This is a genomic window from Iodobacter arcticus (genome assembly GCF_042664895.1).
GTDB lineage: Bacteria > Pseudomonadota > Gammaproteobacteria > Burkholderiales > Chitinibacteraceae > Iodobacter > Iodobacter arcticus.
Map to the genome: position 1 here is coordinate 85,922 of NZ_JBHTBQ010000019.1, position 26,116 is coordinate 112,037.

Here is a 26,116-nt window from a genome sequence, read left to right on the forward strand (position 1 = left end):
AAGCACGCTTCGGGGTTTTTTGTGGCAGTAATCAATTAAGCAATTTGCCCGTGGCAGTGCTTGAATTTTTTGCCAGAGCCGCAAGGGCAGACGTCGTTGCGGCCTACGCCGGAGAACTGTACTTTTGCACCGCCTTCCATTGCTTGCATCAGTGCCGCCTTGATTTGCTCTTCATCACCACTGGCCAATAAGGCTTCTAATTCCTGATGATTGAATTGCAGTGCGGATGCAGGCACTTCTTGCGGGCGTACTGCTTCTAGGTCTTCTTGTGAGCGCACTTGTACCGTCATCACAATCTGAATCACTTCGCGTTTGATGTTTTCTAAAAGCTGAGAGAACAGCTCAAACGCTTCACGCTTGTATTCTTGCTTAGGATTTTTTTGTGCGTAGCCGCGCAAATGAATACCTTGGCGCAAATGATCAAGAGATGACAAATGCTCGCGCCAGCTTTGATCCACGTGTTGTAAGAGCACCGAGCGTTCAAATTGACGGAAAGTCTGTTCGCCTGCAATTTCAACTTTCTGGTTATAGCTTTCGGCAGCGGCAACTTGCACACGCTCTTTCATGGCTTCAATGGTCAGCGTGGTGTCGCTTTTGATCCAGTCGGCGACGGCAAGATCAATATTAAATTCGCTCAGCGCACGCTCTAAACCGGCAACATCCCACTGCTCTTCCATCGAATCGGCAGGGATATAAGTGTCAAACAGATCGGAAACCATGCTGTCGCGCATTGCGCCGATCGTTTCGCTGACTTCTTCGCTTTCTAAGATTTCATTACGCTGGCCGTAAATAGCCTTGCGCTGCTCGTTAGATACATCGTCGTATTCCAGCAATTGCTTACGAATATCGAAGTTGCGGCCTTCTACTTTACGTTGAGCTGATTCAATAGCGCGGGAAACCATACCCGCTTCGATAGGCTCGCCTTCAGGCATTTTCAGGCGATCCATCACCATCGCTACACGGTCCCCTGCAAAAATACGCAGCAGCGAATCTTCCAGTGATAGGTAGAAACGGCTAGAACCCGGGTCGCCCTGACGGCCAGAACGGCCACGCAGCTGGTTATCGATACGGCGTGATTCGTGCCGCTCGGTACCAATAATATGTAAACCACCCGCTGCAACAACGGCATCATGGATGATTTTCCAATCTGCTTTCATTGCCGTGATCTTCGCTGCCTTATCGGCTTCGCTTAATTCTTCATCGGCTTCAATGGCTTTAATTTCGCGCTCGATATTACCGCCAAGCACAATATCTGTACCCCGACCGGCCATATTGGTGGCAATGGTAATCACGCCGGGCGCACCCGCTTGGGCGACGATATCGGCTTCGCGAGCATGCTGTTTGGCGTTTAGCACATTGTGCTCAAAGCCGTCTTTAGTCAGCATTTCGGAGAGCAATTCAGATTGCTCAATCGATGTTGTACCCACCAAGACGGGCTGTTTGCGTTCTTGGCAGCCTTTGATATCGGTGATGATGGCGTTGTATTTTTCGCGATCGGTTTTGTAAACCTGATCTTGCCTATCGTCCCGCACCATATCGCGGTTGGTTGGCACAATCACGGTTTCTAGGCCGTAAATTTGCTGGAATTCGTAAGCTTCAGTATCGGCCGTACCGGTCATACCGGATAGCTTGGTATACATGCGGAAGTAGTTTTGCAGGGTAATCGTGGCAAGAGTCTGGTTCTCTTGATTGATTTCTACGCCTTCCTTGGCTTCAACGGCTTGATGCAGACCTTCAGACCAGCGACGACCCGACATTAAACGGCCAGTAAATTCGTCGACGATAACAATTTCGCCCTCGTCGGTGACTACATAATGCTGATCGCGCAGGAATAGGGCGTGGGCGCGCATAGCGGCATACAGATGATGCACCAAGCTGATATTGCCAGCGGAATACAGGCTATCGCCTTCTTTTAACAGGCCCTTGCTGGTGAGGATGGCTTCCACTTTTTCGTGGCCTGCTTCTGAAAGCAGTACCGAGTGGGCTTTTTCATCTACCCAGAAATCACCTTCTGATTCTTCTTCGCTCTGGCGGGTCAGCTGGCCGGGAATATCGTCAACCAGTTGGTAAAGCTCGACGCTGTCTTCGGCTGGGCCAGAGATAATCAAGGGCGTTCTAGCTTCATCGATCAGAATCGAATCGACTTCGTCGACAATGGCATAGTTCAGCTTGCCCTGCACGCGCTCACCCACAGTGAACACCATATTGTCGCGCAGGTAATCAAAACCGAATTCGTTATTGGTGCCGTAGGTAATATCGCAGGCGTAAGCTTCTTGTTTTTCGTCGTGCTGCATTTGGCCGAGGTTTACACCGCAAGACAGGCCTAAGAAGCTATAAAGCTTGCTCATCGTGGCCGCATCACGGCTGGCCAAGTAATCATTCACGGTAATGACATGTACACCATTGCCGGACAGGGAGTTCAGGTAAGCAGGCAGCGTGGCGACCAGCGTTTTACCTTCACCCGTACGCATTTCAGAGATCTTGCCTTGGTGCAGTGCTAAGCCACCCATCAGCTGCACGTCAAAGTGGCGCATCCCTAAGCTGCGCTTAGAGCCTTCGCGGCAAACAGCAAAGGCCTCTGGCAGAATTTGATCAAGTATTTCACCCTTGGCGACGCGGCTGCGGAATTCTTCCGTTTTGGCGCGCAAGTCATCGTCGGAAAGAGCGGCAATGCCCGCTTCAAGGGCGTTGATCTGCTTTACGATGGTGCCGTATTGTTTGAGCAGGCGGTCATTACGACTTCCGAAAACTTTTTTGAGCAAATTTGCAATCATCTAAAGCTACCAGCAATGGGCTAGGCCCGGTTATTGTGACAACGGCGGATAAGCATCCTGTAAAACGCATTATAAAGCCCGATTACTACTAGCTATGCACTAGCTTCGCGTCGAAAAAACCTCTCAAAATCCTCATTTACAATTGTAAATTCCGGTTTTTCGAGGTTTTTCGAGGTTTTTTGCCTTGTCCTCGGGCTTCTCGCTCGTTTTACAACTTAGCTAATCCGCCGTAGATGCTACCGTTTCAATCAAAATTCAAGATCAATCGCCGGATTTTGTCGCAGCAATATTAACTTCATTCGTGGCAGGGCCAATAAAGCGCAGGGGGTTTTGCGCAATGCCCTTATAACGAATTTCAAAATGCAGATGTGGCCCGGTAGAGCGGCCTGTGCTTCCTAGTAAGGCAATAGTCTGGCCAGCGTTGACTTGCTCGCCTACTTTTACCTCAAGCTTAGATGCGTGAGCATAGCGGCTTGTGATGCCATTGCCGTGATCTAGGTCAACCATATTACCATATTGGGGATGGAAGGCCGCAAAGCTGACTTTGCCGCTGGCTGCGGCCATAATAGGCGTGCCGCTATCGCCCACAAAATCGATGCCTTCATGAAAGACCTGATTGCCGTTAAACGGATCAATCCGCTTACCAAAGCTGGATGATTGTAAGCCGACATTGAGCGGCGCTTTAGAGGGCAATTGCCATGCTTTAGGCCGCAGTAAAACACTTTCTGCCAAAGACAGCTGATCAAGCCTAGCGTTTAAGTTTTGGTTGGCCGCATCAATTTCATGGCCCAGGCTGATGGCGGTTAGCGCCGTGCCCGTGTGTTGTATACCGCCACGTGGCACCGCTTGATTAGATAAAAAAGGCTTGATATCAATGCCGGTTTTATCGCCCACTTGGCTTGCTAAACCATCTAAACGGAGTAGCTTGGCTTGCAATTCGCCAACGCGAATCGCTAAGGCATCGATTTCGGCTTGGCGATTTTGATTGGCGTTTGGCATAAAGCGCCAAAGTGCTGGGTTTTGCCCCGGCCGAAGAAAGGCAGTGATGGTAAATGTGAGTGAAGAGATAGCCACGAGTGCCACCAGCCCCAGTAAGATAATTTGCTTGGCATCTAAAGAAACAGCTTTGCCAAGACGATTAGAAATCACGATAACATTCATTAAATACTTAGCCTCGCGAAGCCTCAATCATGAAAAAAACCACTCTGAAGCAAGTTGGGCACGACAGGCAGCTCGCCAGCCTGATGCATCAGGTTGATGATTTGGCGAGCGTATTAGCCCAAGTGCGTGCGGTGCTGCCGCCAGCGATGGCGGGGCATTGTCTTGGAGTGGCTTGGTCCGGCGATACTTTATTAATTGGTGTAAGTGGCAGTGCTGCGGCATCAAGAGTGCGTCTGAACGCGCCTCAGATTCTTGCGGCACTGCAAGCCGGCGGATGGAAAGCTACCGTAGTTCAGCCCAAGGTGCAAGTTGGCTTGCAAAGCACAAATGCCATGCGAAGCAAAGACTTACACCTGAAGCAGGGCGCATGCGTTGCGTTCTCTCAGCTGGCTGACACATTAGAAGAAGGGCCACTACGAAAGGCCATTGAATCTTTATTAGAGCGTCATGCCAGCAAAGGCAGTTGATCCTGAATATTTAGTCTATAAAACCCGTAAGGCCTTGTAATGAAATGGTTTTAAAAAAGTGGGGCCATATGCGTTTTGAGACTAAATTGATGAAGGAGCCGGACAATGGTGAAGCAAAATCAACCTACGCAAAGTGGTTTTACTTTGGTCGAGCTAGCCATTGTGCTGGTGATTATTGGTTTGATCTTGGGGATGGCGTTTAAAGGCAAGGATTTGATTGATGGGGCGAAGGTGAAGAGTATCGCCACGCAATACAATAAAATTCAGGCCGCATTTAATATTTATTTTGAAAGGTATGGTGCTTATCCTGGGGATGGGTGTGGTTTGATCACTTTGGGGCAGGCGTTTGTACCTTGTGCTGGAGCGAAGAATGGACTGCTCAATACCGCGCAGGAAGCGAATGCTGCAATAATTTTGTTACAAAATGCTAATTTATTGTCTGCTGCTGATGTGCAGTCGCCTTTTGGCGTGCCTTGGGCTGTTTCGGTTTCTACGTCCGCATTTTTCCCTCCTGCGGGAACAAACTATTTATCGTTTACTACCGCTGCTGCAGTGCCATTGACTGCAGCAGCGGCAGTGGCGGATTCTCGTTTTGTGTGTGCTTTAGATCGACTAATAGACAATGGCGATAGTGGTGCAGCTGCAGCGGCGGCAGGTACAACAGTAAGAAGCACGACAGCCCCGCTGTACACCAATGCGACGGATTGTTGGGCGCGCACTGGTACTGTTAACGTGGGATTACGTTTACTGCCTTAAATTGCATTATGTCTTTGTATTCATGAGTAAATATTTTGGAACTGGGCGGTTTATTGCTTTACTCCGTCCAATCCCCACGCAACACTTCCCGTAGCAAAGAAACCGTCACAGGTCTTTTTTCGGTCAAAGATAAATCATTGGCCGCATCTAAATGCTGATACAAAGTTGGCAAATCGCGCGAGGCGTGGCGCAGCAGGTAATCGGCTAAATCATCCCCCAGCTCAAACCCCAAGGCATAGGCGCGGCGTTTTAGGGCGGCGGCTTTGTCGGTGTCGGATAATGGTTTGAGCTGATACACCAAGCCCCAGCCCAGACGAGTCGTTAAATCGGGCCTGAGTAGCAGTAGCATGGGTGGCTTAGGCCCTGCGGCTAGCAGTAGGCCTCCGCCGTCTTTCAGCGTATTAAAGTGATCAAACAGGCGAATTTGTTCGTCACGGCTAAGCGCATCCACGTTGTCTACGATTAGCGCCGCTTCTTTGGGCAATGATGCGGGCAGGGCGTCGTGGGCTGCATCGGTAAAAAATATCTGAGTGTCGGCGGGCAGCATGGCGCGCGCGGCGGCGAGTAGGTGGCTCTTGCCACTGCCGCGTTCTCCCCATAAATAGAGAAAGCGCACGTCTCCCTCGCCAAGGCTCCAACAACCCAGCTGATAAAGTAGCTCGGCGTTTTCACCACGGATAAAATCCTCAAAAGAGGGCAGGGCTGGCAGTTGCAGATCCAGCACGAGTTGCTTCATGCGGGAGGGGCTCCAAGAGGTCGATGACAAGCGTGCGGGTGTTTTTTCACAAGATGCGATAAAATGTCTGGCTTTGCGGCAGGCGTACCCCAAATTGGGCGTTACACTTGCACTAATATAACGAATGTTCGCCATTCTAGCGCAGAAGCCCCTAGTGGCGCTGCCAGTTTCACGAGGCCATGCATGACCAATCAAAGCTTGAGCTACCGCGATGCGGGTGTCGATATCGATGCCGGCGATCAGTTGGTTGAAAATATTAAGCCCTACGCCAAGCGTACCATGCGCCCAGAGGTGCTTAGTGGCATTGGCGGTTTCGGCGGCTTAGTCGAAATCAGTAAAAAATACCAAGAGCCTGTTTTAGTGTCTGGCACCGATGGTGTAGGCACTAAACTGAAGCTCGCTTTCGAGCTAAATCGCCACGATACCGTGGGGATTGATCTGGTTGCCATGAGTGTGAACGATATTTTGGTGCAAGGTGCCGAGCCATTGTTCTTTCTCGATTACTTCGCTTGCGGCAAGCTGGATGTGCCGAATGCAACTGAAGTGATTCGCGGGATTGCTCATGGCTGTGAGCAGGCTGGTTGTGCACTCATTGGTGGTGAAACTGCTGAAATGCCGGGCATGTATCCGCTGGGCGAATACGATCTGGCTGGCTTTGCCGTCGGGGTCGTCGAAAAAAGCAAAATCATTACTGGCGACGATATTGCGCCGGGTGATGTGGTGCTTGGTTTGGCATCGAACGGCGCACACTCCAATGGCTACAGCTTGATTCGCAAAATTATGCATCGTGCTGAAGCCGATTACGCTGCGGAATTCGACGGTGGTAAGAGCCTTGCTGATGTGGTGATGGCCGCAACACGTATTTATGTGAAGCCGCTGTTGAAGCTAATGCAAGCTTTGCCAGTCAAGGGTATGGCGCATATTACTGGCGGCGGGATCAGCGAAAACGTACCGCGTGTACTGCCAGATAACGTAGTTGCTGCCATCGATGCAAAATCGTGGACCATGCCTAAGTTATTCCAATGGCTGCAAAAAGAAGGCAATGTGGAAGCGCAAGAAATGTACCGCACCTTTAACTGTGGCGTGGGTATGGTGGTGATTGTGGCGGCAGACCAGGCCGATGCAGCGATCGCTCTGCTGCAAGCAGAAGGCGAAACCGTTTATACCATGGGCAGCATTCGTGCCCGTGTAGGTGATGAGCACCAGACGCAAGTTGCTTAATCTTTGTAGGGCGGGTGAAACCCGCCATTTTATCAATATTTGATAAAATGGCCGTTTAAAGCTCTACAGATAGGGCGAGGAACTTTTACCTCGCCCTTTCTCTTTTGAGACTTATGAAAAATATTGTTATCTTGATTTCTGGCCGTGGCAGCAATATGCAGGCCATTGTGGATGCGCAAATTGCGGGTGCAAACATCTGCGCCGTGATTGCTAATCGCCCTGATGCCGCAGGCTTGGCTTGGGCAGCAGAGCGTGGCATTGCCACCGCCGTGCTCGATCACAAGCTTTATGATGGCCGCGAGGCATTTGATGCCGCACTCACCTCGCTGATTGATGGCTATGCGCCGGATCTGGTCGTGCTAGCGGGCTTTATGCGTATTCTGACGGCTGGCTTTGTAAATCATTATGCTGGCCGCCTGATTAATATCCACCCCTCACTTTTACCTGCCTTTACAGGCTTACACACCCATGAGCGGGCCTTGGCAGAAGGTGTGAAGATTGCGGGATGCACTGTGCATTTTGTGACCGCGGAGCTGGATCATGGCCCTATTATTTTGCAAACGGCTGTAGCAGTATTGGATGATGATACGGTAGCGAGTTTATCGGCCAGAATGCTGGTGCAAGAACATCTGATTTATCCGCAGGCCGTGCGCTGGTTTGTGCAGGATAAGTTAAGGCTGGTGAATGGCAGAGTTCACGTAGATTGCCCTAGCCCTGCTGCGGCGTTGATTTCTCCGCCGGTGCTTTAATGTTACGTTGGCCAGGTTTATTGTTGGTATCTGCTGCGCTGCTGTCTTTGTTACTGCATTTAGCGTCTATTTTTAGTGAACAACTCTACGCTTGGGCAACTCAACAGCCTTATACAGAAAGTGAATTAAAAAAAGTTACTCAGAAGCTAAGTGATGTGGCACAAGCCGAAGAGGCGCGGCCGGAAGGCTTGAAAGGCGTAAAACCAGCAGAACATCAGTTGGTGTTTTTACACAAGGGGCCCTTGATCAGCGAGAAGCCACCTGCCCCTAAGCCTGTTGTGAAGGTAAAAAAAACATCGCCCGTTAAAGTTGCGGCAAGCCGTGTGCTTGCGGTGGCCAGCCAGGCCAGCGCAGTACTTGCTGAGAAACCGATCATTTTTGCAAGTGCAGCAAGCAGCGTGGCTCCTGCTCCTTTGCTTGCCTCTGCGCCTGAGGTTGAAGAAGTTTTGCCGCCGCTCAAAGAGAGCCCGCTGACAGCAGAGCAAACTTATCCTACTCAAGTAGAAATTACCTATGCTTATGGAATTTTTCCGATTCGGATGAGCTGGAAAGCAGAAAATGGCCGCTATGCCTTGAAATTACGTGGGGCTTTGTTTTCTAAATCACGTACTTTTGTGAGTGAAGGCGATGTGGGGCAGCAAGGTGTTATTCCGCAGCGATTTGCTGATTATCGTGACGAAAAATTGATTAATGAGGCAGTATTTAATTGGGATGAAAAGAAAGTCACGATCAAAGATGGCGGCACGACAAAGGTTGAAGAATTAAAAGCGGGTGATCAGGATATTTTCTCTGCTGCTTTTCAGCTGGCCTTGCAAGGCTCACGCATGAAAGATTTTACTTTTACCGTAGCCAGTGGCCGCAAGATTTATAAAGATGTGCCGTTTGAAATTAGCGGGCAAGCCAGCCTGCGCTTAGGCGATAAGCAAATCGAAGCGATTTTGCTGCGTGGCCGCTTTGAAGACCGTACCTTTGATTTTTGGCTGGCACCACAGTGGCACAATATGCCAGTACGAATGACCTTATCTCTGGGTAGCGAAGGCAGCTTCGATATCTGGGCTAATGATATAAAAATTAATGGGGAAATGGTGCTGGAGCCGCAAAGCAACAACCATAACTCCAACTCCAACCGCATGATGCGAAGATAAAAGACATGATTGCTTTAAATAATACCCGTTACCACGCCGCCATTTCTGTTCTATCCGAAATGCTGGTGTTTGCCGCCCCATCTGATGCCACCATGTCGCGTTTCTTTCGCAGCAATCCCAATCTGGGCGGCCAAGATCGCCATATGATTGCCGAATGCGTGTACGGTATTTTGCGTAATAAAATTCGTCTTGAGTGGGTTTTAGGCGGCCCAGCGAATGCGCGTAGCCTGCTTACTGCTTACTTAGTGGTGGTCGAGCGTCGCAATTTACGTGAATGTGGTGGTGATTGGTTCCCAGACACTGAAAAAGACAATTTTGCCCTGTGTAAAAGCAAAAAACTCGCCGAAGCACCGGTCTATGTGCGCGCTGATTTGCCTGAATGGGTAGTGAATGATTTAATCGCAGGTGGCATGAATGATGCCGATATTCTGGCGCTAGGCGCTGGCCTGCAAGGCGCAGCCGCACTCGATTTACGTGTAAACAGCTTAAAAGCCAAGCGCGAACAAGTCGCTGCCGAGTTGCTGGATGTAGGCGGTGTAGAAACCACGCCAACACCTTATTCGCCTTGGGGCCTGCGTGTAACGGGCAAGCCAGCCATCAATAAATACCGCGCCTTTACTGAAGGCCGTGTTGAAGTGCAAGACGAAGGCAGCCAGCTTCTGGGCCTGCTTACCGGAGCAAAACGCGGCCAAATGGTCGTTGATTTTTGCGCGGGTGCAGGTGGTAAAACGTTGCTGTTGGGCGCAATGATGCATTCCAGCGGCCGCTTGTACGCCTTTGATGTATCCGAAAAACGCCTGAATAACTTTAAGCCACGCTTGGCCCGCTCCGGCCTTTCCAACGTCAGTGCGCAGCTTATTTCTAGCGAAAACGATCAGAAAATTAAGCGTTTAGTGGGAAAAATCGATTCGGTACTGGTGGATGCACCCTGCTCTGGCATGGGCACCGTACGCCGCAACCCCGATCTGAAATTCCGCCAAAACCCAGCCAGCGTGCTTGAGTTGAATGCCATGCAAACCAGCATTCTGGCGTCCGCTTCACGCTTGGTAAAATCTGCAGGTCGCTTGGTTTACGCCACTTGCAGCTTCTTGCCATCGGAGAACGAAGCCATTGTTGAAGCCTTCCTCGCCGCCAATCCAGATTTCAAATTGCTCGATGCACCAGAGCTATTAAAAGCCGAGCAAGTAGAAATCGCACTAACTGGCCCCTACTTCAAACTATCCCCACATCTGCATCAGGCTGATGCATTCTTTGCAGCGGTAATGCAGAGGGATTGATTCGATTGTAGGAACGAAAAAGCTCATCGCGACGATGGGTTTTTTTTTTGGATAGGATCAATTTATGGCGGAGCAAGGACATGGCTCGAAATAACTGTCCAAAATTAATCATTCAAAACCCCGTCATCCCCGAGTGATTTTGTCGGGGATCCAGCCGCGCCACTAGATTCCCGCCTGCGTGGGAATGACGGTATTCTGCAACATTGATAAGGGCTTAATCAGGCAGGCTCACAAACTTTCTTTTGATCAAATACCAACTTACCACGTTCCATCACCACCACTCTATCGGCCATTGCGATGGTTTCTGGTCGATGAGCAATAATAATGCGCGTTATTTTAAGCTGCTTAATCGCGGTATTTACATGCTGCTCGCAACTAACATCTAAATGAGATGTTGCCTCGTCGAGTACAAGGATTTTTGGTTGCTTATATAAGGCTCTGGCTAATAAAACACGTTGTTTTTGCCCGCCAGAAAGGGATGTTCCCATGTCGCCAACAAGTGTGTTGTACGCCATGGGCATAGTTAAAATATCATCATGTATGGCGGCCATCAGTGCACATTGCAGCATGCGGTTTTGATCGGGCTGAGGGTCAAAGAAAGTAATATTATCTTCGATGGATCCAGCAAATAGGCTGTCATCTTGCATCACCGTACCAAACAGGCTGCGATATTGGTTTAAACCTATTTGTCTAGGTGTTAAGCCGCCTAATTTAATGTCACCCGCTGTCGGTTCTAAAATACCCAAAATGATTTTAGCCAGTGTCGTTTTACCGCAACCCGATCCACCTGTAATGGCAATACATTCGCCAGCTTTAATTTGCAGATCAAAATGATCAAGTACACTTGGGTCGAGAGGTGAATATCTAAAGCCTGTGCCATTTAATGAAATATTTAAATCAGCAGGAGATTGCCCCAATACGGCTTTGGCTTCTTCCGGTTCAGCCAAAACAATATCGGCTAAGCGCTCGCCGTGTAACTTTAATAAACGGAACTCTAAAAATTTATCAATTAAGGCAGCCATACGGCTACTAAATTGATCCTTATACGACAAATAGGCAAATAGCATCCCTACGCTAAGGCTGGAATTCATCACCGCCAAAGCACCCAGCCAAATGACAATGCTGCGCTCTAATCCAAATAATAATGTTTGACCATTTTGAAAAACGATCAACATTTTTTGTTGGCTTAAGTGGCTATTAAACTGATTAACCAGTTGATTTAGCCAAACAACTCGCCGTTCTTCAACACGGTTAAATAGTTTTACACTCTGAATGCCACGCACACTTTCCATAAAACTTGATTGTGCTTTTGCTGTATGAATCATTTCTTCTTGTGATGCAGCACGCATGGGCCTGAATAAGGTAAAGCGCATCAGAGCATAGATTGAGACCGCAATAATGGTGATAGCAGCGAGCTTTGCACTATACAACAGCATCATAATCAGTGTGCCAATTACTAATACGCCATCAATGGCGGCTTCAACGAAACTATTGGTCAGGGTGCGTTGAATCGTATCAATTGATTGGAAGCGTGAAACAACATCCCCCAAGTGGCGTTTTTCAAACCAACTAACTGGCAAAGATAATAAATGGCTAAATACCCGTGCCGCCCATTGATATCCCAAGCTTGCACTCATTGCCATCAGCACCCAGCCACGTAATGCACCAATGACGACTTGCACAATAATTAATAGGCCGAAGCCCAGCCCCAATACCATCAGCAGGTCTTTATCTTGTGCAACTAATACTTCATCGACCACCCATTGCATTTGAAAAGGCAGAGCGATGGCGCATAGTTGCAATAATAGAGTTAGAAAGAAAGCTTGAAATAATGAACGTTTTAAGCCGCTGACTTTGCCAAATAGCTGGCTAAAGCGTAGTGGGCGTGTTTCTTCTTGGTGGGTGAAGGCGCTGGTGGGCGTTAGCTCTAATGCGATACCGGTGAAGTGCGTACTAGATGCTTGCAGGCTTAATTCATGTTTGCCTATGGCGGGGTCATGGATGATGACTGAATTTTTTTTGACCTCAACCAGCACAACAAAATGGCTCATATCCCAATGCAAAATACACGGTAATTTGAGTTGAGTAAGATGTTCCATTTCTAGTTTTAATGGGCGACTGGCTAATTCCAAATGTTTGGCAATATCCATTAAATGCTTGAGTGTTGCGCCTTTTAATGAAGGTGAGAATTGCCGCCGCAGGCTATTCAAATCACGCTTATCACCAAAATGCGTGGCTACCATTGCCAGGCAGGCGAGGCCACATTCGGTGGCCTCTGTTTGTAAAATAACAGGAGTGCTGGTACTCCACCCCATATTTAATGCGGGTAAATAATTCATTAGTGTGCTCAATAAAAGGCGTAGCTTGTAGGGCGGGTGCAACCCGCGAGCGATGCTGAAAAATACGCGGGTTGCACCCGCCCTAGGAAAAAGTCATGTGTAGTACTGGATTAAATTGCTGAGTAAGTACTAAACCCTTTTCCCCGCACTAATTAATGGCTCAAACAGCCATTCAATAATCCGGCGGCGATCTAATTCCACACTGGCTTCTAAACGCATGCCGGGTTTGAAATACTGTGTTTTTCCATAAGCCTGTAAAGATTCAGTATTCAGTTTTACCCGCACACGATACAGCGGCTCGCCATTGGCTAAACCCAGTGCGCTAGGGTCGGTGGTGGCGTCCGAAACCTCGCTGACAATTCCGCCTTGCTGGCCAAATTTTTGATAGGGGAAGGCGTGCAGGCGTAAATAAACGGCTTGGCCGATTTTTAAAAAACCAATTGCGGAGCTGGGGGCGTAAAGCTGGGCTTCTAACTGACTGCCAGCAGGCAGCAGTGTGGCTAAGGCAGTATTAGGATCGACTCGATTACCGCGATGGGTATTGATTGCCGCGACGATGCCAGATGCTGGAGCCGTAACAATAAATTGGCGCTGCCCTTCGTTTTCTGCCTGTGCTTGCGCTAGGGTGGAGATCTCTCTTTGCAAAGCACTGATTTGTGATTGGCTGCGTAATGGCAGCGTTGATAGTTCGCTTTTTAAGCCAGAGAACTCGCGCTGTAGCGTCATTTGATTACGGGTCGTGCTGGCGACACGGGATTGCAAATCAAGCACTTCTTCCTGCTTTTGTTGAATCTGCAAGCTGGAAACAAAGCCTTGTAGTGATTGAAACTTAGATAGGGTTTGTTCTGCTAGATGAACTCGCTGCTTGCCTAAGCTCACCTCTTGCTGGGTTTGTGCAATTTCTTGCTGTAGTTCTAGCAGCCGCTGCTTAAGATTTTGCATTTGATCGGCTGCAAGTGTCTGTAAATGCCGTATTTCATTTTGTAAGTTAGTGGTTTTTTCTGTAAGTAAATTGTTGCCACGAGCCAGAGTCCCTCCACCCCCTGCCGTTTCGCGCTCACCACTTAAAACAAACAAAACCTGCTCTGCGACCACGCTTTGCCCTTCACTTACTTTTTGTTCCAGTAGGGTAGCGGCAGCAGGCGTATAGACTTTTAGCTCTCCATATTGTGGTGCAATAACACCGCTTAATGTCGCTTTGCGTGAATATTGGGAAAAAACTAAAAAAGTGATAATAATCAAGGATAAAAAACCAAATATACTAATTATTAATCCTGTTTTAAACGGTAAAATTAAAAGAATATTACCGTGTAATTGCGCTTTGCTACTCTCTAATGCTGCACTGCGATAAAGGCTGGATCTTTGCATTTTTAAAAACTTGATTAAAATAAATGACAAACAGATGTTGACAGAATTGTTTTTTTTTTTGCAATAATTTGTTAAGATTTTTGAAAGAAATCTTATTTAAATCTGTATTCAAAAGTATTAATTAATTGTAGGGTAATCTCACAGGAGTTTTGAAAATGAAAGAACTAACAATGAGTGAAGTTGAAATTGTGAGTGGTGGTAGTCTTGTGGACTCCATTAGCATTGGTGGAGGCGCGGGCTCTGCACTTGGTATTGTTGTTTCAAATACCGCTGCGGGTGCTGCTCGAGGAGGCGCAATTGGTGCAGCTTTGGGATTTTCATTTGGAGCAGGATATGCTGCTGGTTCAACATTAAGACGCTTATTTATGCATTATTAACTAAATGCAATTCCACAAAGTTAATTGATTATTATACATAATTATCTAACTTGACTAGTTGTTGCCATTTTTTTATAGTAGCAGCTAGTTTTTAATAAAGGATACGTTAATGGAAAAATCTTATTTTTGGCGGGCTATTACATTTTTTGCATCAGCATCGATAGTATTTATTTTTGTTATTATTTCGATGCTTGACTCCGGATTTATAAATATAGATAACGGTGATTATGGTTCAATAGCTATCCTTGGAATATCATGTATTCTTGTGCTATTTGCTTTGGCCATATACATATATAAGAACAAAAGACAAGTAATAGATGCTTTTGATAATTAAAGAAATCTATAGGGTAAGGTCTTACATTTGGCATGAACCAATCAATTCAACCTACTTTGACAATTGCCAACCACTGTAAATCTTATCTGATGCAAAATGTAAGACCTTACCCCATTGCTTTTCCAGAGGATTGGCCGGGTCACGCCTCAAGTGCTGTATGCAGCCTGCTCCTATGATTTCATCGCTGTCGATTTCGATGAAACTCCACTAGGAGAATCCGTATTCTATCCAGCGTGCCTTGACGCGCTCTATCATTGCCCGGGTGTCTCTGGTTTGCCGGTGATGTATTGCATGACTTCAGGCTGACTATTCATCTTGAACCGCCCGTTAAAATTGGCGGTCGCTGATTGCTTCTAGGCGCAGGCGGCGTGCAGTAGTTAGTATCGTCATGATCAGTTAAGGCGCCAGAGCATGATGGTTTAAATTTAAAGTGTTTCTTGATGGCCGTCGAAAAAACAAGCACCGTTTTGACAGGGTAGCCGGGGGTTTTAAGCGATGACTTCTAAGTCCTCAAGCGGGTGCTCCATCGTGACATCGTTTTCGGTAGGGCGGCGAGCTATCCAGCGGACTTTGACCAGGCTTTTTGTTCCGCCAAGTGGCACAAATACATCCAGTACGTAGCCTTTGCGCCGATCAAGCAGACGGCCAATTTCGGGTTTAAGGTACTGAATCTGGCTTCTGCGAAACTGTACCGTTTGTTTTACTTTAATCATCTTGCTCTTCTGCATATGAATGAGGCCATATTGCTGTGAAACACCATGGGCTTTGAGTTGATTTTTTAAACGGCTGTAAATTTCTGCGTATGTGTAAGCATGACAAAGATATCGATCGATGCCAATAGGATTTTACGAACGTGTCCCTTCAATAAGGATCTGGTTCAGAATAATTTCCCGTTTGTGAAAGATCGTCATTCTCGCGTGCCTTTGGTGGGAATCCAGTCGCGCTGCTGGATCCCCGACTAAAACACTCGGGGATGACGGTTTTATTTGGAATAAGTCATTTTGGAAAGTTGTTTCGAGCTACATCTTAAGCAGAAAAAACCCATCACTCGATGGGTTTTTTGCATTTTATTTATCCGCTTTTATATAGGTTTCCAACCACTGATCCTGTTCCCACAGCATTTGCATAATGGATTCGCGGGCGCGGTAGGCGTGGCTTTCATTCGGTAGCATCACGAGGCGTGCTCTTGCACCTAGGCCTTGCAGGGCTTGGTACATGCGCTCGCTTTGCACGGGGAAGGTGCCGGAGTTGTTGTCCATTTCACCGTGGATGAGCAGCAACGGGTCTTTGATCTGATCGGCAAAGTTAAATGGAGCCATGGCTTGGTAGACGGGTTTGGCTTCCCAAAAATTGCGGTCTTCTGCCTGAAAGCCAAATGGGGTGAGTGTGCGGTTGTAAGCGCCGGACCTGGCGATGCCTGCTTTAAATAGGCGAGTATGCGCCAGCAGATTGGCGGTCATAAATGCGCCGTAGCTATGGCCGCCGACGGCGATTTTATTGCGATCCGCTACACCCAGCTTCACTACCGCATCGACTGCGGCTTCGGCATTCATGGTGAGCTGTGGCAGATAGTTATCGTTCGGCTCCGTTTTGCCTTCGCCCACAATCGGCATGGCGGGGTTGTCGAGCACAGCGTAGCCACGGGCCAGCATGGCTTGCGGGCCGTTGTAGCTGATGCGGTTAAAGCGGTAAGGCGATTCGCGCACTTGGCTGGCGAGTTGGGCATTTTTGAATTCGCGCGGGTAAGCCCACATCAGCATCGGCAGCGGGCCATCGCGTTTTGCTTCATAGCCTGCGGGCAGATAGAGCGTGGCATCCAGCATCACCCCATCTTTGCGTGGGTACTGGATTTTTTGCTTTTGCACGTTTTTAAGCTGCGGCGTGGGATGAGGGAATTGCGTGAGCGCCCGAGGTTTGGCATCGCCCGCAAGATCACGCAGATAAAAGTTTGGCCGTTCGGTATTGGCTTCACGGCTGCTGATGATTTGCTGCTCGCCCAGCATGGCAACGGGGACTTCATAAAACGGTGCTTGTGATTGCCAGAGCCGCTCTGATTTTTTGCTCGCTAATTCATAGCGGTCTAAAAAGGGCCGATCGCCTTCCGGGCCTGCGCCTTCACCAATCAAATAAACAGCCTTGCCGTCACTCTTAATGATGTTTTGGCCGTAGGCATTTTTTGCCAGTACCGGCTCACCCGGATCGGCATAGCGGTCTTCTGATTTACGGGCAGTGAGCAGCTCAGGCGCTTGCTCTGGGTGATCGGGGCGGATGCGCCAAGTGCGGGTATCGCGCGTTTTCCACCAAGATTCTTCGACCATGGCCAGATCGCCATTGCCCCAATGAAGTGCTGAGGCACGCCAAGCCAGCTCGATCAGCTTTTGTGGCGGAGTAGTAAAGGGCGCATTTTGCTGGAAAAGCGCATCGCGTATTTTTGATTCGGTCGCCGGGTTGCCGCCATCCTGCGCTTCTAGCCAAGTAAGTGTGGCAGGCAGATCTTTGCGCCATGCAAAATCGCGCGGCTCTTTGGATACGGCGTCGTTGCCCGGCGGGATGCGGTCTTGCAGTGGCAGTGCGATCGTTTTAAGTAGCTTGCCTTGCTTATTCCAAACTTCTACTGCTTGCGGAAAGTAGGATACCGGCAGCAAATAAGAATAAGGGCGGCGTAGCGAGGTAGTCAGAATCAACTCGCCATCAGGGGAGCTGCTAGCCGCCAGCAGGGTAAGCGGCTGAGCGATTTTTTTGATCTCGCCTTTTAGGTTTACGGTAGCCAGCTGGCTTTGTAGATGCCAGTCGAGCAGATCAGCATCGCCCGGTGTTTTCAGCATATCGGCGTAGGTGCGAATCGCGCTTTTGGCGCCGGGCTGGCTATCTTGGGTATTCGGGCCGCTCGGGGTGAGTGCCGCCGTGGGCGCTGTGCCTCTGGGTTTAAGCTGTACCAGTAATTGCTCGCTGGCACTTAGCCAGCTAAAGCCTGCTCCTGTAATGGCGTTGATGGGCTCTTTGATCAAAGGCTTGGCGCTGGCTTGGGCTACATCGATTAGCCATAGCTCAACACCTGCATCGCCCCAACGGCTAAAGGCAATCCAGCGCTCATTGGCCGACCAAGCGGTGTCGGCAATGCGCGCATCCTTTGGTAAGCCGCTGATGCTGCGGCTTTGGCCGGTTTTGATATCCAGCAGGCCGGCACCATTGGCAAAATCAAAGCGGCTTTGGCTGCTCATTCTTGGGTTGATACGCAGGCCCGCCAGTTTTAACTCGGGCTGGGCCACATCGCTAATGCTGGGCAAGCCCGGCAGGCTAAGCAGCAGGGCGGTGTTGTGCTTGGGGCCTAGGAGGAATAAGGGGCCACGCGGGGCATCGACGATGGCTTGCAGTTCGGCTGGCGGGGTTTGATAAGCGGCGATGGTAAGAGGGCTCATAATCAGGGTAAGTAGCAGAAGTAGGCGCATAGGGTCTTTTTCAATAGCTTATGGGCGGGGCAATAGCTGCTTTGGGCAGGCTTTGCATCTTGTGCCTCACTGTAACACAGCGATTTGTAAGTATATTGAAATAGCGCTGGGTTGAGCTGGCTATCCGCTTTAGTGTATTTTTTGAACTTAATCTCATTGTTGAGCGTTGCTTTCCGGGCTAGCTAATGGCAAGCAAATACGAAAGAGGCTGCCTTGGTTTGGCGTGCTATTTAACGCTATGTGGCCGCCGTGGTCTGAGATGATTTTCCAAGCCAGAGAAAGCCCAAGGCCCGTTCCGCTGCCTACGGGGCGGGTGGTAAAAAATGGCTCGAAAACTCTTGATTGCAGCGCTGGCGGTATGCCGCAGCCGTTATCCTCAATATCTATCCAGACCCAGTCTTTGTCGCTGCCTGTGCGCAAGGTGATTAATCCTTGGCCGCTAATGGCTTGTGCGGCATTGGTCAGCAGATTAAGAAAAACTTGATTGATCTCTGCTAAATGGCATTGCAGCAAAGGGATATTGCCGTATTCGCGCTGGATAAGTGTGTCGGGGCTGAGCGTACTTTGAATAATCTGCAGGGTGCTCTCTAGCCCTTTGTGCAGATCAGCCATTTGTCCGCTCGCCTGATCAATTTGAGAAAAATATTTCAGATTTTGCACAATATCCCGTACACGTCGTAGCCCATCGCGGGATTCATTAAGGAGCTGCTGGCTGTCTTCACGCAGATAGGGAATATCCCGTTCCTGATAGAGCCGCTTGATTGCTGCGAGGGCGCTGGGGGAGAGCATTGTTTCGGCAGCGGTGTAGGCGTCGAGCACGCTCAATATATCGTTGATATATTCGCCCATAGTTCTTAAATTGGCGCTAACAAAGGCGATGGGATTATTGATTTCGTGGGCGATACCCGCAGCAAGCTGGCCGATAGAGGCCATTTTCTCGCTTTGTAGTAATTGGCTCTGGGCATCTTCGAGTTTTTTGAGCAGGCTGGCTTGGGCTCGGTTAGCGCGTACCAGCTCACGTTGTTTATCGGCTAGCTCTTGATTCAAGGTGAGTACGGCTTGGATAAGCTGCTCGTTTTCTTTTATATCGTACTCACTGATCAGCTCGATATTGCCATTGCGGTAATAGACCAAGCCTACCTGAGAATGTCCAAGGCCTTGGCGATCTAAAAAATTCAGAATACCCCGGTGTAAAACGCCATCCTCACTGTGTGCTATTCGGGCGGTAAGGGTGTTGAAATCGGGGTTAATCATAAATGGGGTGATATTGTCTGCTCTGGAGGCGGGGTCTTGCTGCAGTAGCTGATAGAAACCATCGTTGGCGTCGATGATCGTGCCCTCGGTACTGAGGATGGCATAGCTGACTGAAACCAGCACTCTAAGCATGGGGGGAATCATGGCACGGGGGAGCGGTGGGGCAGAAGGGATGGACATCAGCTGGTTTCTATTTGAGTAAGATCTGCTGATGGCGACCAACTATCGGCCTTCAGCGTGCGCCACATTTCGCTAAGGGCGTTGGTGCTGAGCCCTCCTATCATGATCTGCGGGCGGTGTTCGCCAAATTCTCCGTGAATGGCTGCAATGGTTCGCCTTAAAGTTTCTAAATGCTGGGCTTGAGAAACCGACAAACCCACTAGCTCCGGGTGCCAGGCTGAAATCTGTGAGAGCAAAGCAGTTATGGGCAGATTTGCCCCTAACTGTTGTACTTCCCAGCCTGCTAGTTCAAATGAATCAGCCACCATACGTATACCGATTGAGTGCAAATTGCCTTCTACGCAGGCAAATAGCGCTCGTTTTCCATTTGGAGGGGAAAAGTCAGCAATGCTGAATGCTTGTGTTAGCTCATTTTGCACAATGGCGGTCGCCAGATGTTCTTGGGCTACGCTAATTCGGTTTTGTTGCCAAAGATGGCCAACCTGATACATAGAGGGCTGTAAAAGGTGGGTCGTAATATCTAAATACTCTGCCCCATCAAGGTAGGCCTGATGCAGCAGCTCATGAGTTTCACGAACATTGCCTGCGACTAGTTTATCAGTCAGTGAACTAGTGGCTTGGTGGGGTATAGGCAGGCACTGCATAAATGCGGGGATTTGTGTTGATACTCTTGCTGTAGAAAGTGCACTGCTGGCATCGTTGAAAATTGCTAAAACAGTGGCGTGATCAATCGGGCAGAGTTTGTGTTCAAAATAGTTGGCCAGCCAGTGCAGTGATTCGCCAAGCGAGTTGCTGGGCACATTGCGTGCAACCAGCACACTATCAAGCCAGCAGATATATTCGGTAAAGGGTTTGCTATTGCCACTACTTAAAGCACCAGTTAAGAATGAGATATGGAGTGCAATATCGGCTCGGCAGCTGCGTTTACCCTTGTCGCCAAAGCGATGTTGCAGGTCGGGATGGGTGACGTAAATTCTAGCTGTGGCATAGTCTGCTGCTGCATCGCTGTGCTCGTGAAGGATCTCGCTGAGAATAGCCATGATGGTTTTCCTTGTGCTGCAGCTTTCAATCACAAAGTAAGTTGAAGTATTCGATGCGCGTTGTACCGGGTACCAGTTTCAGGTTTTTGGGAATGCTCTGATGGGATTGCCGATAGTTGTGGCTGTGGTGCCAGCTATGAAAGCTTTCTGCGTTTTGCCACCAAGTGATGAGCATAAATTGCGTGGGATCTGATGCAGGGTTCCATACCTCCATCCGTATAAAACCTTCGCTGCCATCTACCAGATGGGGCCGCTGCAGAAAGGCCTCTGCAACTGCATCATGGGTATGATTCGCTACTGTAAAGTGGCTGATGGCAATAAACATGGGATGTCCTTGCTGCGCGCAGGTATCTGGAAGTGATGTGTTAAATAGTCGGCGGTCAGCCTGCTTGAGTTATGAGTGATGAAGCGCAATAAGAAAGATAAAATGAGTGTAGTTTGAAATAGGCAGGCGTACAGCAGATGGGGGGCTTATCTGGGTGAATAGCGGGCGTGTGGTATTTGATGGCTGGCGGGCATAAAAAATCCCACCGCTGGGTGGGATTTCAATTATTTCACAATCCGCAACTGCGGCTTGCCACTAGGGCGAGGCGGGGTGTCATCCGGGCCGTTATCTGGTGTTTCTGTGGTTTCACTTGGGCCTTCGTATTCAAAGCCCATTCCTTCGCCATTTTCACGTGAGAAAATAGAAACCACACAACCTATCGGCACCAGAATCTCTCTGGAAACACCGCTAAAACGCGCTGAAAAACTGATGTAGTCGTTACCGATACTCAGATTGTGCGTGGCGTTATAACTGATATCCAGCACGATCTCGTTATTTTTAACGTGCTCCATCGGCACTTGCATCTTTCCCATAACCCGCACAACTAGATAGGGTGTGTAGCTATGGTCCGAACACCATTCATGCAGTGCGCGAATTAAATAAGGTTTGGTAGATACGGTTTGCATAGACTCTCCAAGAACTAAAGCGGGGTGAGCCGTTTCCGTATCACCCCTTTGAGCTATTACTTACGCATCGCTTTTTCGTTCGCAGTCAGCGAATCGATAAAGGCTTGACGGCTAAACAGGCGCTCACCGTATTTCATGATTGGCGCAAGTGCCTTGGTTACTTCAATACCGTAGTGCTCAAAGCGCCAGATCAGTGGGGCAATCGCTACGTCGAGCATCGAGAATTCTTCGCCCAGCATAAATTTTTGCTTAGCAAATAAAGGTGCGATTTGGGTGAGGTTGTCGCGAATCGTTGTGCGGGCCTTTTCCATTTCTTTTTTTGTGGTGCCGCTGGTTTCCAGTGTTTTTACATGGATAAACAGCTCGCGCTCGAAATTAAACAACATCAAACGAGCACGGGCGCGCATCACAGGATCTGCTGGCATGAGCTGCGGATGCGGGAAACGCTCATCGATATACTCATTGATGATGTTTGATTCATACAACGTTAGGTCGCGTTCAACCAACACAGGCACTTCATTGTACGGATTCATCACCGCCAGATCTTCTGGCTTGCTGTGAACATCAACGTCAATGATTTCGAAATCCATGCCCTTTTCAAACAGGACAATGCGGCAGCGGTGACTGAACGGGCAGGATGTACCGGAATACAGCTTCATCATGGTGACGGATCTCTGCAAAAGTATATTAATCGCAGCATTCTACGCATTTTGAAAGCGTTAATCCAGCTAACGAATATAATGTGTTGATTTTTAAGTAAAAAATGTAAAAAATGCCAAGCGCGTATTGGTAGTAAATTGCGATGCTTTTAGGCTTGAAAACAATAATGCTGTGCTGCTGTAATATTAAATTACTGTGTTGATCTGCTTATTTGTCATTAATTAGCACCGAGCCATCGGGCCCCCAATTAACACGGGTAATGCCAGGCATGGCGTCTTCTAATCGCTTTAGTTCTGTGTCTTTGCTTTGTGTTTGGCTGCGGATAAGTCTTAATTCATCGGCTAGCTTTTGGTTTTCTATGCACACTTTCTGAAAGCGTAATGCACCAGCCACCGTAGAGCGCAGCTCGAAATCATTCCAGGGTTTGCTTAAAAAGCGGTAGATCTCAACTTCATTGATGGCCAGAACCAAGCCCGCCAAATCGGTCATGCCGGATAAAATAATACGAATACAATCGGGCTGCCTGTAGCGAAAATCGGTGAGAAACGCCACGCCATCCAAATCGGGCATGCGGTAATCAGAGATCACCAAATCAAAAGCTTTGGTTTCGCTAGCCAGTAGTGCGGCTCTGGGATCGGTAAACGTGTGGATATCGTAAGCGGCCGAGGTGCCGTCAAACTCATCTTTGGCATTGAGTGTACGTTTCAGCGAGGACAGGATGTTCGCTTCATCATCAACAAGCAGTATGCGGGCCATTATTTCACCTGAATATAAATTTCTAAGCTGGTGTTGTCGGCTATTTCAAAGGCGCGAATCTGATTAACCAGTCGTTGATCAAGCACATGATCTTTGGCTAGCAGCATGACATCCGAAGCGATTAAATCTCGAGATAGCGTCATTTGTGGTTTTAAATCTTTGCTTCTGATCATTTGCTCGCTTATTTGCGGGGTGTTTTCCGGCTTAGTCACCACAGTGCAAAAAGCGTCTACTACCTTGGGGTCATAACGTTTGCCGCTACTGCTTTCTATATTTTTAATAGCTTCATTACGCGACATAGGCTTGCCGGTAAGAAAGCCCGCTTGTAGTGCCTCAAAGTCACGGCACAGGCTTAAGATTCGTGCGCCAATTGGAATCTCGCCTCCCGCCAGTTTATCGGGGTAGCCCAGCCCATCGTAGCGCTCATGTTGGCTGCGTATGGTTTGTGAGGCATTTTGTAATTGCTCTAAGGCCATAAGTGCAGCATGCCCTTTGCTGGGGTACGTCCCATACACATTACGTTCTTGCAAATTCATTTCTACATAGGGCTTGGCAAGCAGGGTGTCGGGCAAGCCAATTTTGCCTATGCAATGCAGCAGGGCGGCAATAAAATTATCTTGCACTTCCGCCTCGGATAGCTTGAGCTGTCTTGCGACTTGCCGGGTTAAATCTGCAATCTCTCTGGCGTGCCCGGCCAGCCTATCGGCCCGCATTTCCATTAAATTGGCAAACACCTTGATCGAGGTGATAAAGCCTTTTTTAAGTTTATCGTGAGTCATATTTAACTCTTGCATGGTCATTTCTAGCTCTGCTGTGCGAACTTTGACCTGGCTTTCTAGTGAGTTATTAAGCTGCTGTAGCGTTTCATTTTGTCTTTGAACGACCGAGCTGAGCTGGAGTTTTTCTTTTTCTAAACGTTTAACAGCCAGAGCATCATCGACGATGCGCAGCATTTCTTCATCGTCCCAAGGCTTAGATACATAGCGGTGAATGCGTGCCTTATTAATGGCATCAATGGTGGAGTGGATATCTGCATAACCGGTTAGCAAAATACGTGCAGTATCTGGCCAATAGTCCAGAGCGGTGGCTAAAAACTCGGCCCCCGTCATTTCCGGCATGCGCATATCAGAAATAATCAGATCAACTTTTTCTTGCCCCAGTATCACTAAGCCTGCTGCGCCACTTTCGGCCGTCAGGATGGTGTGGCCCGTTTTGCGTAACAAGCGGCGTAGTGCAGCAAGAATATTCACCTCGTCGTCTACACATAGCACAGTGAAGCTTGGTGCTGAAAGCGGCTCCGCTGGCTCGAGATGAATAAGTTCTGACACAATTTTTCCTTTTTTTATCAGAATTGATAACAATGATTCTTGCTGCTTGGCATGTCTTACTGGAAAACTTTTACATAAATACTAAAGAAGTTAATTTAAGAGAATACTTTTTTATAAATCATTCTTGCTTAATTGGCAGCCAAATATCGAAAGTGGTTCCTTCCCCCAATACGCTATGAACTTCGATGTGCCCATGGTGTTCTTTCACAATTCCGTAAGAAAGAGATAGGCCTAAGCCCGTGCCTTGACCTACTGGTTTGGTCGTAAAAAAAGGATCAAAAATCCGGTTTACATGTTCGGCAGCAATTCCCTTGCCATTATCACTAAATGAGATACACACTTGCTCATCTTTGCGTCGGGTTCGAATATAAATTTTTCCTTGCTTTTCAATAGCATGGCTGGCATTAACCAGCATATTTAAGAATATCTGGTTTAATTGAGAGATTACACAGGTTACTAAAGGTAAGTCGCTATACTCTCTTATTACTTCAGCTTTGTATTTTATTTCATTTTGAACAATATTTAATGTGCTGTTTATACCTGCATGAATATCGGATTCTTCCCATTTTTGGTTTGAATCTATCCTTGAAAAGTCTTTCAGGTTTTGTACGATACTTTTAACTCTTTTTATGCCTTCTTTTGATTCCTTTATTAAGGAATTAATGTCTTCTTTTATAAAATCAAAATCAATTTTTTTCCTCTCGTTAATCAGAATGGCATGCTCTTCCATATGTGGATGAATGGTAGATTCATATTTATCAATTAAATAAAATATATCACTTAAATAGCCATCTAATGCCCCAAGATTAGAGCTGACATAACCTATCGGATTGTTGATTTCATGTGCAATACCTGCCGCCAGCTGGCCTATTGAGGCTAGTTTTTCTGATTGGAGTAATTGGCTTTGAATATTCCGTAGCTGGTCATTAAGTGTGATGAGCTCAGCATTTCTTTTCTCTAGGGCAAGGGTGTTTCTATGTGATTCTTCAACACGTATTTTTACTTCATGCTCTAGTGTTTCTTCACGGTGTTTACTGGCTGTGATATTAGTGCTTATTTCATAATAATTTTTCTCTTGCCCAGCATAAATATCCATAGGAACAAGTAATGTTTCCAGCCAGTAATCATCGCCATTTTTTGATTTTGCATGTGTTTCAAACTGAATAGCTTGCAAAGGGCTTAAGTTTTTTATTGATTCAGAGAAATGCTGATCTGGGATGAGACCAATATCGAATCGGGTTAATGACATTAACTCTTTTTTGCTATATCCGGAAAGCAAGCAAAGTGGCTCACTCACATAGACAAACTGCCCGCTTTCTTTTGTAATCGCAATTAAAGCATTTTTATTAAGCGCATTTCTTTGAATGTCCATTTCGGACATCATGTTTTCCATTTGTTTTAATAGTAGTTTGCTGTAAGTAATATCAATAGCGAGTGCAGTAATACCAGTTATTTTTCCATCATCATCATAGTGCGGCAGCCGGTGCAGCTGCATGGTTTTTTCTTGCCCTGTTTTATTCTTAAGAGTGATTTCTTCATCACTTACACCATTTTCTAAGCAAAGCAGATCTCCTTTCTCAATGATGTTTGCTATTTTTGCTGAGAAAAAATCACGATCATTTTTGCCCAGCCATTCATCACTACCATGCTGGTTAGCAAAACTTTGCCACGCAGCATTGGCCCATACATAGCATAGCTTGGCATCTTTTTGCCATGCGGGTAGGGGAAGTTGTGAGCAAATACTGTTAATTAAAATAGGGGCGCTCATAATACGACCTTTATCTTTATAAAAGT

General features: G+C 47.8%; 23 protein-coding genes. 8 read left to right on the forward strand and 15 right to left on the reverse strand.

Annotated elements, in window-relative coordinates; translation table 11 throughout:
- Nucleotides 1-35 precede the first annotated feature (35 nt).
- Complete coding sequence (gene secA, locus ACFQNF_RS11630) at nt 36-2,774, reverse strand: preprotein translocase subunit SecA (protein WP_380188127.1); 2,739 nt, start codon at nt 2,772-2,774, stop codon at nt 36-38.
- A 261-nt stretch (nt 2,775-3,035) separates the two neighbouring features.
- Nucleotides 3,036-3,935 carry a M23 family metallopeptidase gene (locus tag ACFQNF_RS11635; protein WP_380188128.1) on the reverse strand — a complete coding sequence of 300 codons (900 nt, stop codon included), beginning with the start codon at nt 3,933-3,935 and terminating at the stop codon, nt 3,036-3,038.
- A gap of 29 nt (nt 3,936-3,964) precedes the next feature.
- Between ACFQNF_RS11635 and ACFQNF_RS11640 the strand changes: the two genes are divergently transcribed.
- Together ACFQNF_RS11640 and ACFQNF_RS11645 are read left to right on the forward strand one after the other, a co-directional pair.
- On the forward strand, nt 3,965-4,402 hold the full coding sequence (locus tag ACFQNF_RS11640) for a DciA family protein (RefSeq protein ID WP_380188129.1): 438 nt from the start codon (nt 3,965-3,967) through the stop codon (nt 4,400-4,402).
- Nucleotides 4,403-4,507: 105 nt separating this feature from the next.
- Nucleotides 4,508-5,158, forward strand: coding sequence for a type II secretion system protein (locus tag ACFQNF_RS11645; protein ID WP_380188130.1), 651 nt, complete (start codon nt 4,508-4,510; stop codon nt 5,156-5,158).
- A 58-nt stretch (nt 5,159-5,216) separates the two neighbouring features.
- Here the strand turns inward: ACFQNF_RS11645 and hda are convergent, their stop codons facing one another.
- Nucleotides 5,217-5,894, reverse strand: a complete 678-nt coding sequence (gene hda / locus ACFQNF_RS11650) for a DnaA regulatory inactivator Hda (protein WP_046351689.1) — start codon at nt 5,892-5,894, stop codon at nt 5,217-5,219.
- Between the two features lie 183 nt (nt 5,895-6,077).
- Between hda and purM the strand changes: the two genes are divergently transcribed.
- The 4 genes from purM (at nt 6,078) to ACFQNF_RS11670 (ending at nt 10,286) form a co-directional block, all read left to right on the forward strand.
- Entirely contained in the window at nt 6,078-7,115 is a 1,038-nt protein-coding gene (gene purM, locus ACFQNF_RS11655; protein WP_380188131.1) for a phosphoribosylformylglycinamidine cyclo-ligase, read from the forward strand.
- Nucleotides 7,116-7,228: 113 nt separating this feature from the next.
- On the forward strand, nt 7,229-7,864 hold the full coding sequence (gene purN / locus ACFQNF_RS11660; protein ID WP_380188132.1) for a phosphoribosylglycinamide formyltransferase: 636 nt from the start codon (nt 7,229-7,231) through the stop codon (nt 7,862-7,864).
- On the forward strand, nt 7,864-9,009 hold the full coding sequence (locus tag ACFQNF_RS11665; protein WP_380188133.1) for a DUF3108 domain-containing protein: 1,146 nt from the start codon (nt 7,864-7,866) through the stop codon (nt 9,007-9,009). The genes purN and ACFQNF_RS11665 overlap by 1 nt, the downstream gene beginning before the upstream one ends.
- 5 nt (nt 9,010-9,014) lie before the next feature.
- The gene (locus tag ACFQNF_RS11670) at nt 9,015-10,286 is read left to right on the forward strand and encodes an RsmB/NOP family class I SAM-dependent RNA methyltransferase (protein WP_380188134.1); all 1,272 of its coding nucleotides are present in this window, start codon (nt 9,015-9,017) and stop codon (nt 10,284-10,286) included.
- A 218-nt stretch (nt 10,287-10,504) separates the two neighbouring features.
- Here ACFQNF_RS11670 and ACFQNF_RS11675 read toward each other — a convergent pair whose 3' ends face one another.
- Together ACFQNF_RS11675 and ACFQNF_RS11680 are read right to left on the reverse strand one after the other, a co-directional pair.
- Entirely contained in the window at nt 10,505-12,625 is a 2,121-nt protein-coding gene (locus tag ACFQNF_RS11675; protein WP_380188135.1) for a peptidase domain-containing ABC transporter, read from the reverse strand.
- A 129-nt stretch (nt 12,626-12,754) separates the two neighbouring features.
- Nucleotides 12,755-13,993 carry an HlyD family secretion protein gene (locus tag ACFQNF_RS11680; protein WP_380188136.1) on the reverse strand — a complete coding sequence of 413 codons (1,239 nt, stop codon included), beginning with the start codon at nt 13,991-13,993 and terminating at the stop codon, nt 12,755-12,757.
- Between the two features lie 155 nt (nt 13,994-14,148).
- Between ACFQNF_RS11680 and ACFQNF_RS11685 the strand changes: the two genes are divergently transcribed.
- A complete protein-coding gene (locus ACFQNF_RS11685; protein ID WP_380188137.1) occupies nt 14,149-14,370 on the forward strand; it encodes a hypothetical protein in 222 nt (73 codons plus the stop codon).
- A 109-nt stretch (nt 14,371-14,479) separates the two neighbouring features.
- On the forward strand, nt 14,480-14,704 hold the full coding sequence (locus ACFQNF_RS11690) for a hypothetical protein (protein WP_380188138.1): 225 nt from the start codon (nt 14,480-14,482) through the stop codon (nt 14,702-14,704).
- 488 nt (nt 14,705-15,192) lie between these two features.
- Here the strand turns inward: ACFQNF_RS11690 and ACFQNF_RS11695 are convergent, their stop codons facing one another.
- The 10 genes from ACFQNF_RS11695 to ACFQNF_RS11740 all read right to left on the reverse strand — a co-directional run bounded on the left by ACFQNF_RS11695 (nt 15,193) and on the right by ACFQNF_RS11740 (nt 26,090).
- Entirely contained in the window at nt 15,193-15,417 is a 225-nt protein-coding gene (locus ACFQNF_RS11695) for a hypothetical protein (RefSeq protein ID WP_099400171.1), read from the reverse strand.
- A 354-nt stretch (nt 15,418-15,771) separates the two neighbouring features.
- Nucleotides 15,772-18,153, reverse strand: coding sequence for an alpha/beta hydrolase family protein (locus tag ACFQNF_RS11700; RefSeq protein WP_380188139.1), 2,382 nt, complete (start codon nt 18,151-18,153; stop codon nt 15,772-15,774).
- 153 nt (nt 18,154-18,306) lie between these two features.
- Nucleotides 18,307-19,587: an ATP-binding protein gene (locus tag ACFQNF_RS11705; RefSeq protein WP_380188140.1), complete on the reverse strand. Its 1,281-nt coding sequence runs from the start codon at nt 19,585-19,587 to the stop codon at nt 18,307-18,309.
- Complete coding sequence (locus ACFQNF_RS11710; RefSeq protein WP_380188141.1) at nt 19,587-20,627, reverse strand: cobalamin B12-binding domain-containing protein; 1,041 nt, start codon at nt 20,625-20,627, stop codon at nt 19,587-19,589. The genes ACFQNF_RS11705 and ACFQNF_RS11710 overlap by 1 nt, the downstream gene beginning before the upstream one ends.
- Nucleotides 20,628-20,652: 25 nt before the next feature.
- Complete coding sequence (locus ACFQNF_RS11715; RefSeq protein WP_380188142.1) at nt 20,653-20,952, reverse strand: antibiotic biosynthesis monooxygenase family protein; 300 nt, start codon at nt 20,950-20,952, stop codon at nt 20,653-20,655.
- 224 nt (nt 20,953-21,176) lie between these two features.
- The gene (locus tag ACFQNF_RS11720; protein WP_046351696.1) at nt 21,177-21,578 is read right to left on the reverse strand and encodes a ClpXP protease specificity-enhancing factor; all 402 of its coding nucleotides are present in this window, start codon (nt 21,576-21,578) and stop codon (nt 21,177-21,179) included.
- Between the two features lie 56 nt (nt 21,579-21,634).
- Nucleotides 21,635-22,240: a glutathione S-transferase N-terminal domain-containing protein gene (locus tag ACFQNF_RS11725; RefSeq protein ID WP_380188143.1), complete on the reverse strand. Its 606-nt coding sequence runs from the start codon at nt 22,238-22,240 to the stop codon at nt 21,635-21,637.
- Nucleotides 22,241-22,445: 205 nt separating this feature from the next.
- Entirely contained in the window at nt 22,446-22,994 is a 549-nt protein-coding gene (locus ACFQNF_RS11730) for a response regulator (protein ID WP_380188144.1), read from the reverse strand.
- Nucleotides 22,994-24,322: a response regulator c-di-GMP phosphodiesterase, NosR family gene (gene nosR, locus ACFQNF_RS11735; protein WP_380188145.1), complete on the reverse strand. Its 1,329-nt coding sequence runs from the start codon at nt 24,320-24,322 to the stop codon at nt 22,994-22,996. The genes ACFQNF_RS11730 and nosR overlap by 1 nt, the downstream gene beginning before the upstream one ends.
- Before the next feature lie 118 nt (nt 24,323-24,440).
- Nucleotides 24,441-26,090, reverse strand: coding sequence for an ATP-binding protein (locus tag ACFQNF_RS11740; protein WP_380188146.1), 1,650 nt, complete (start codon nt 26,088-26,090; stop codon nt 24,441-24,443).
- Nucleotides 26,091-26,116: the final 26 nt, after the last annotated feature.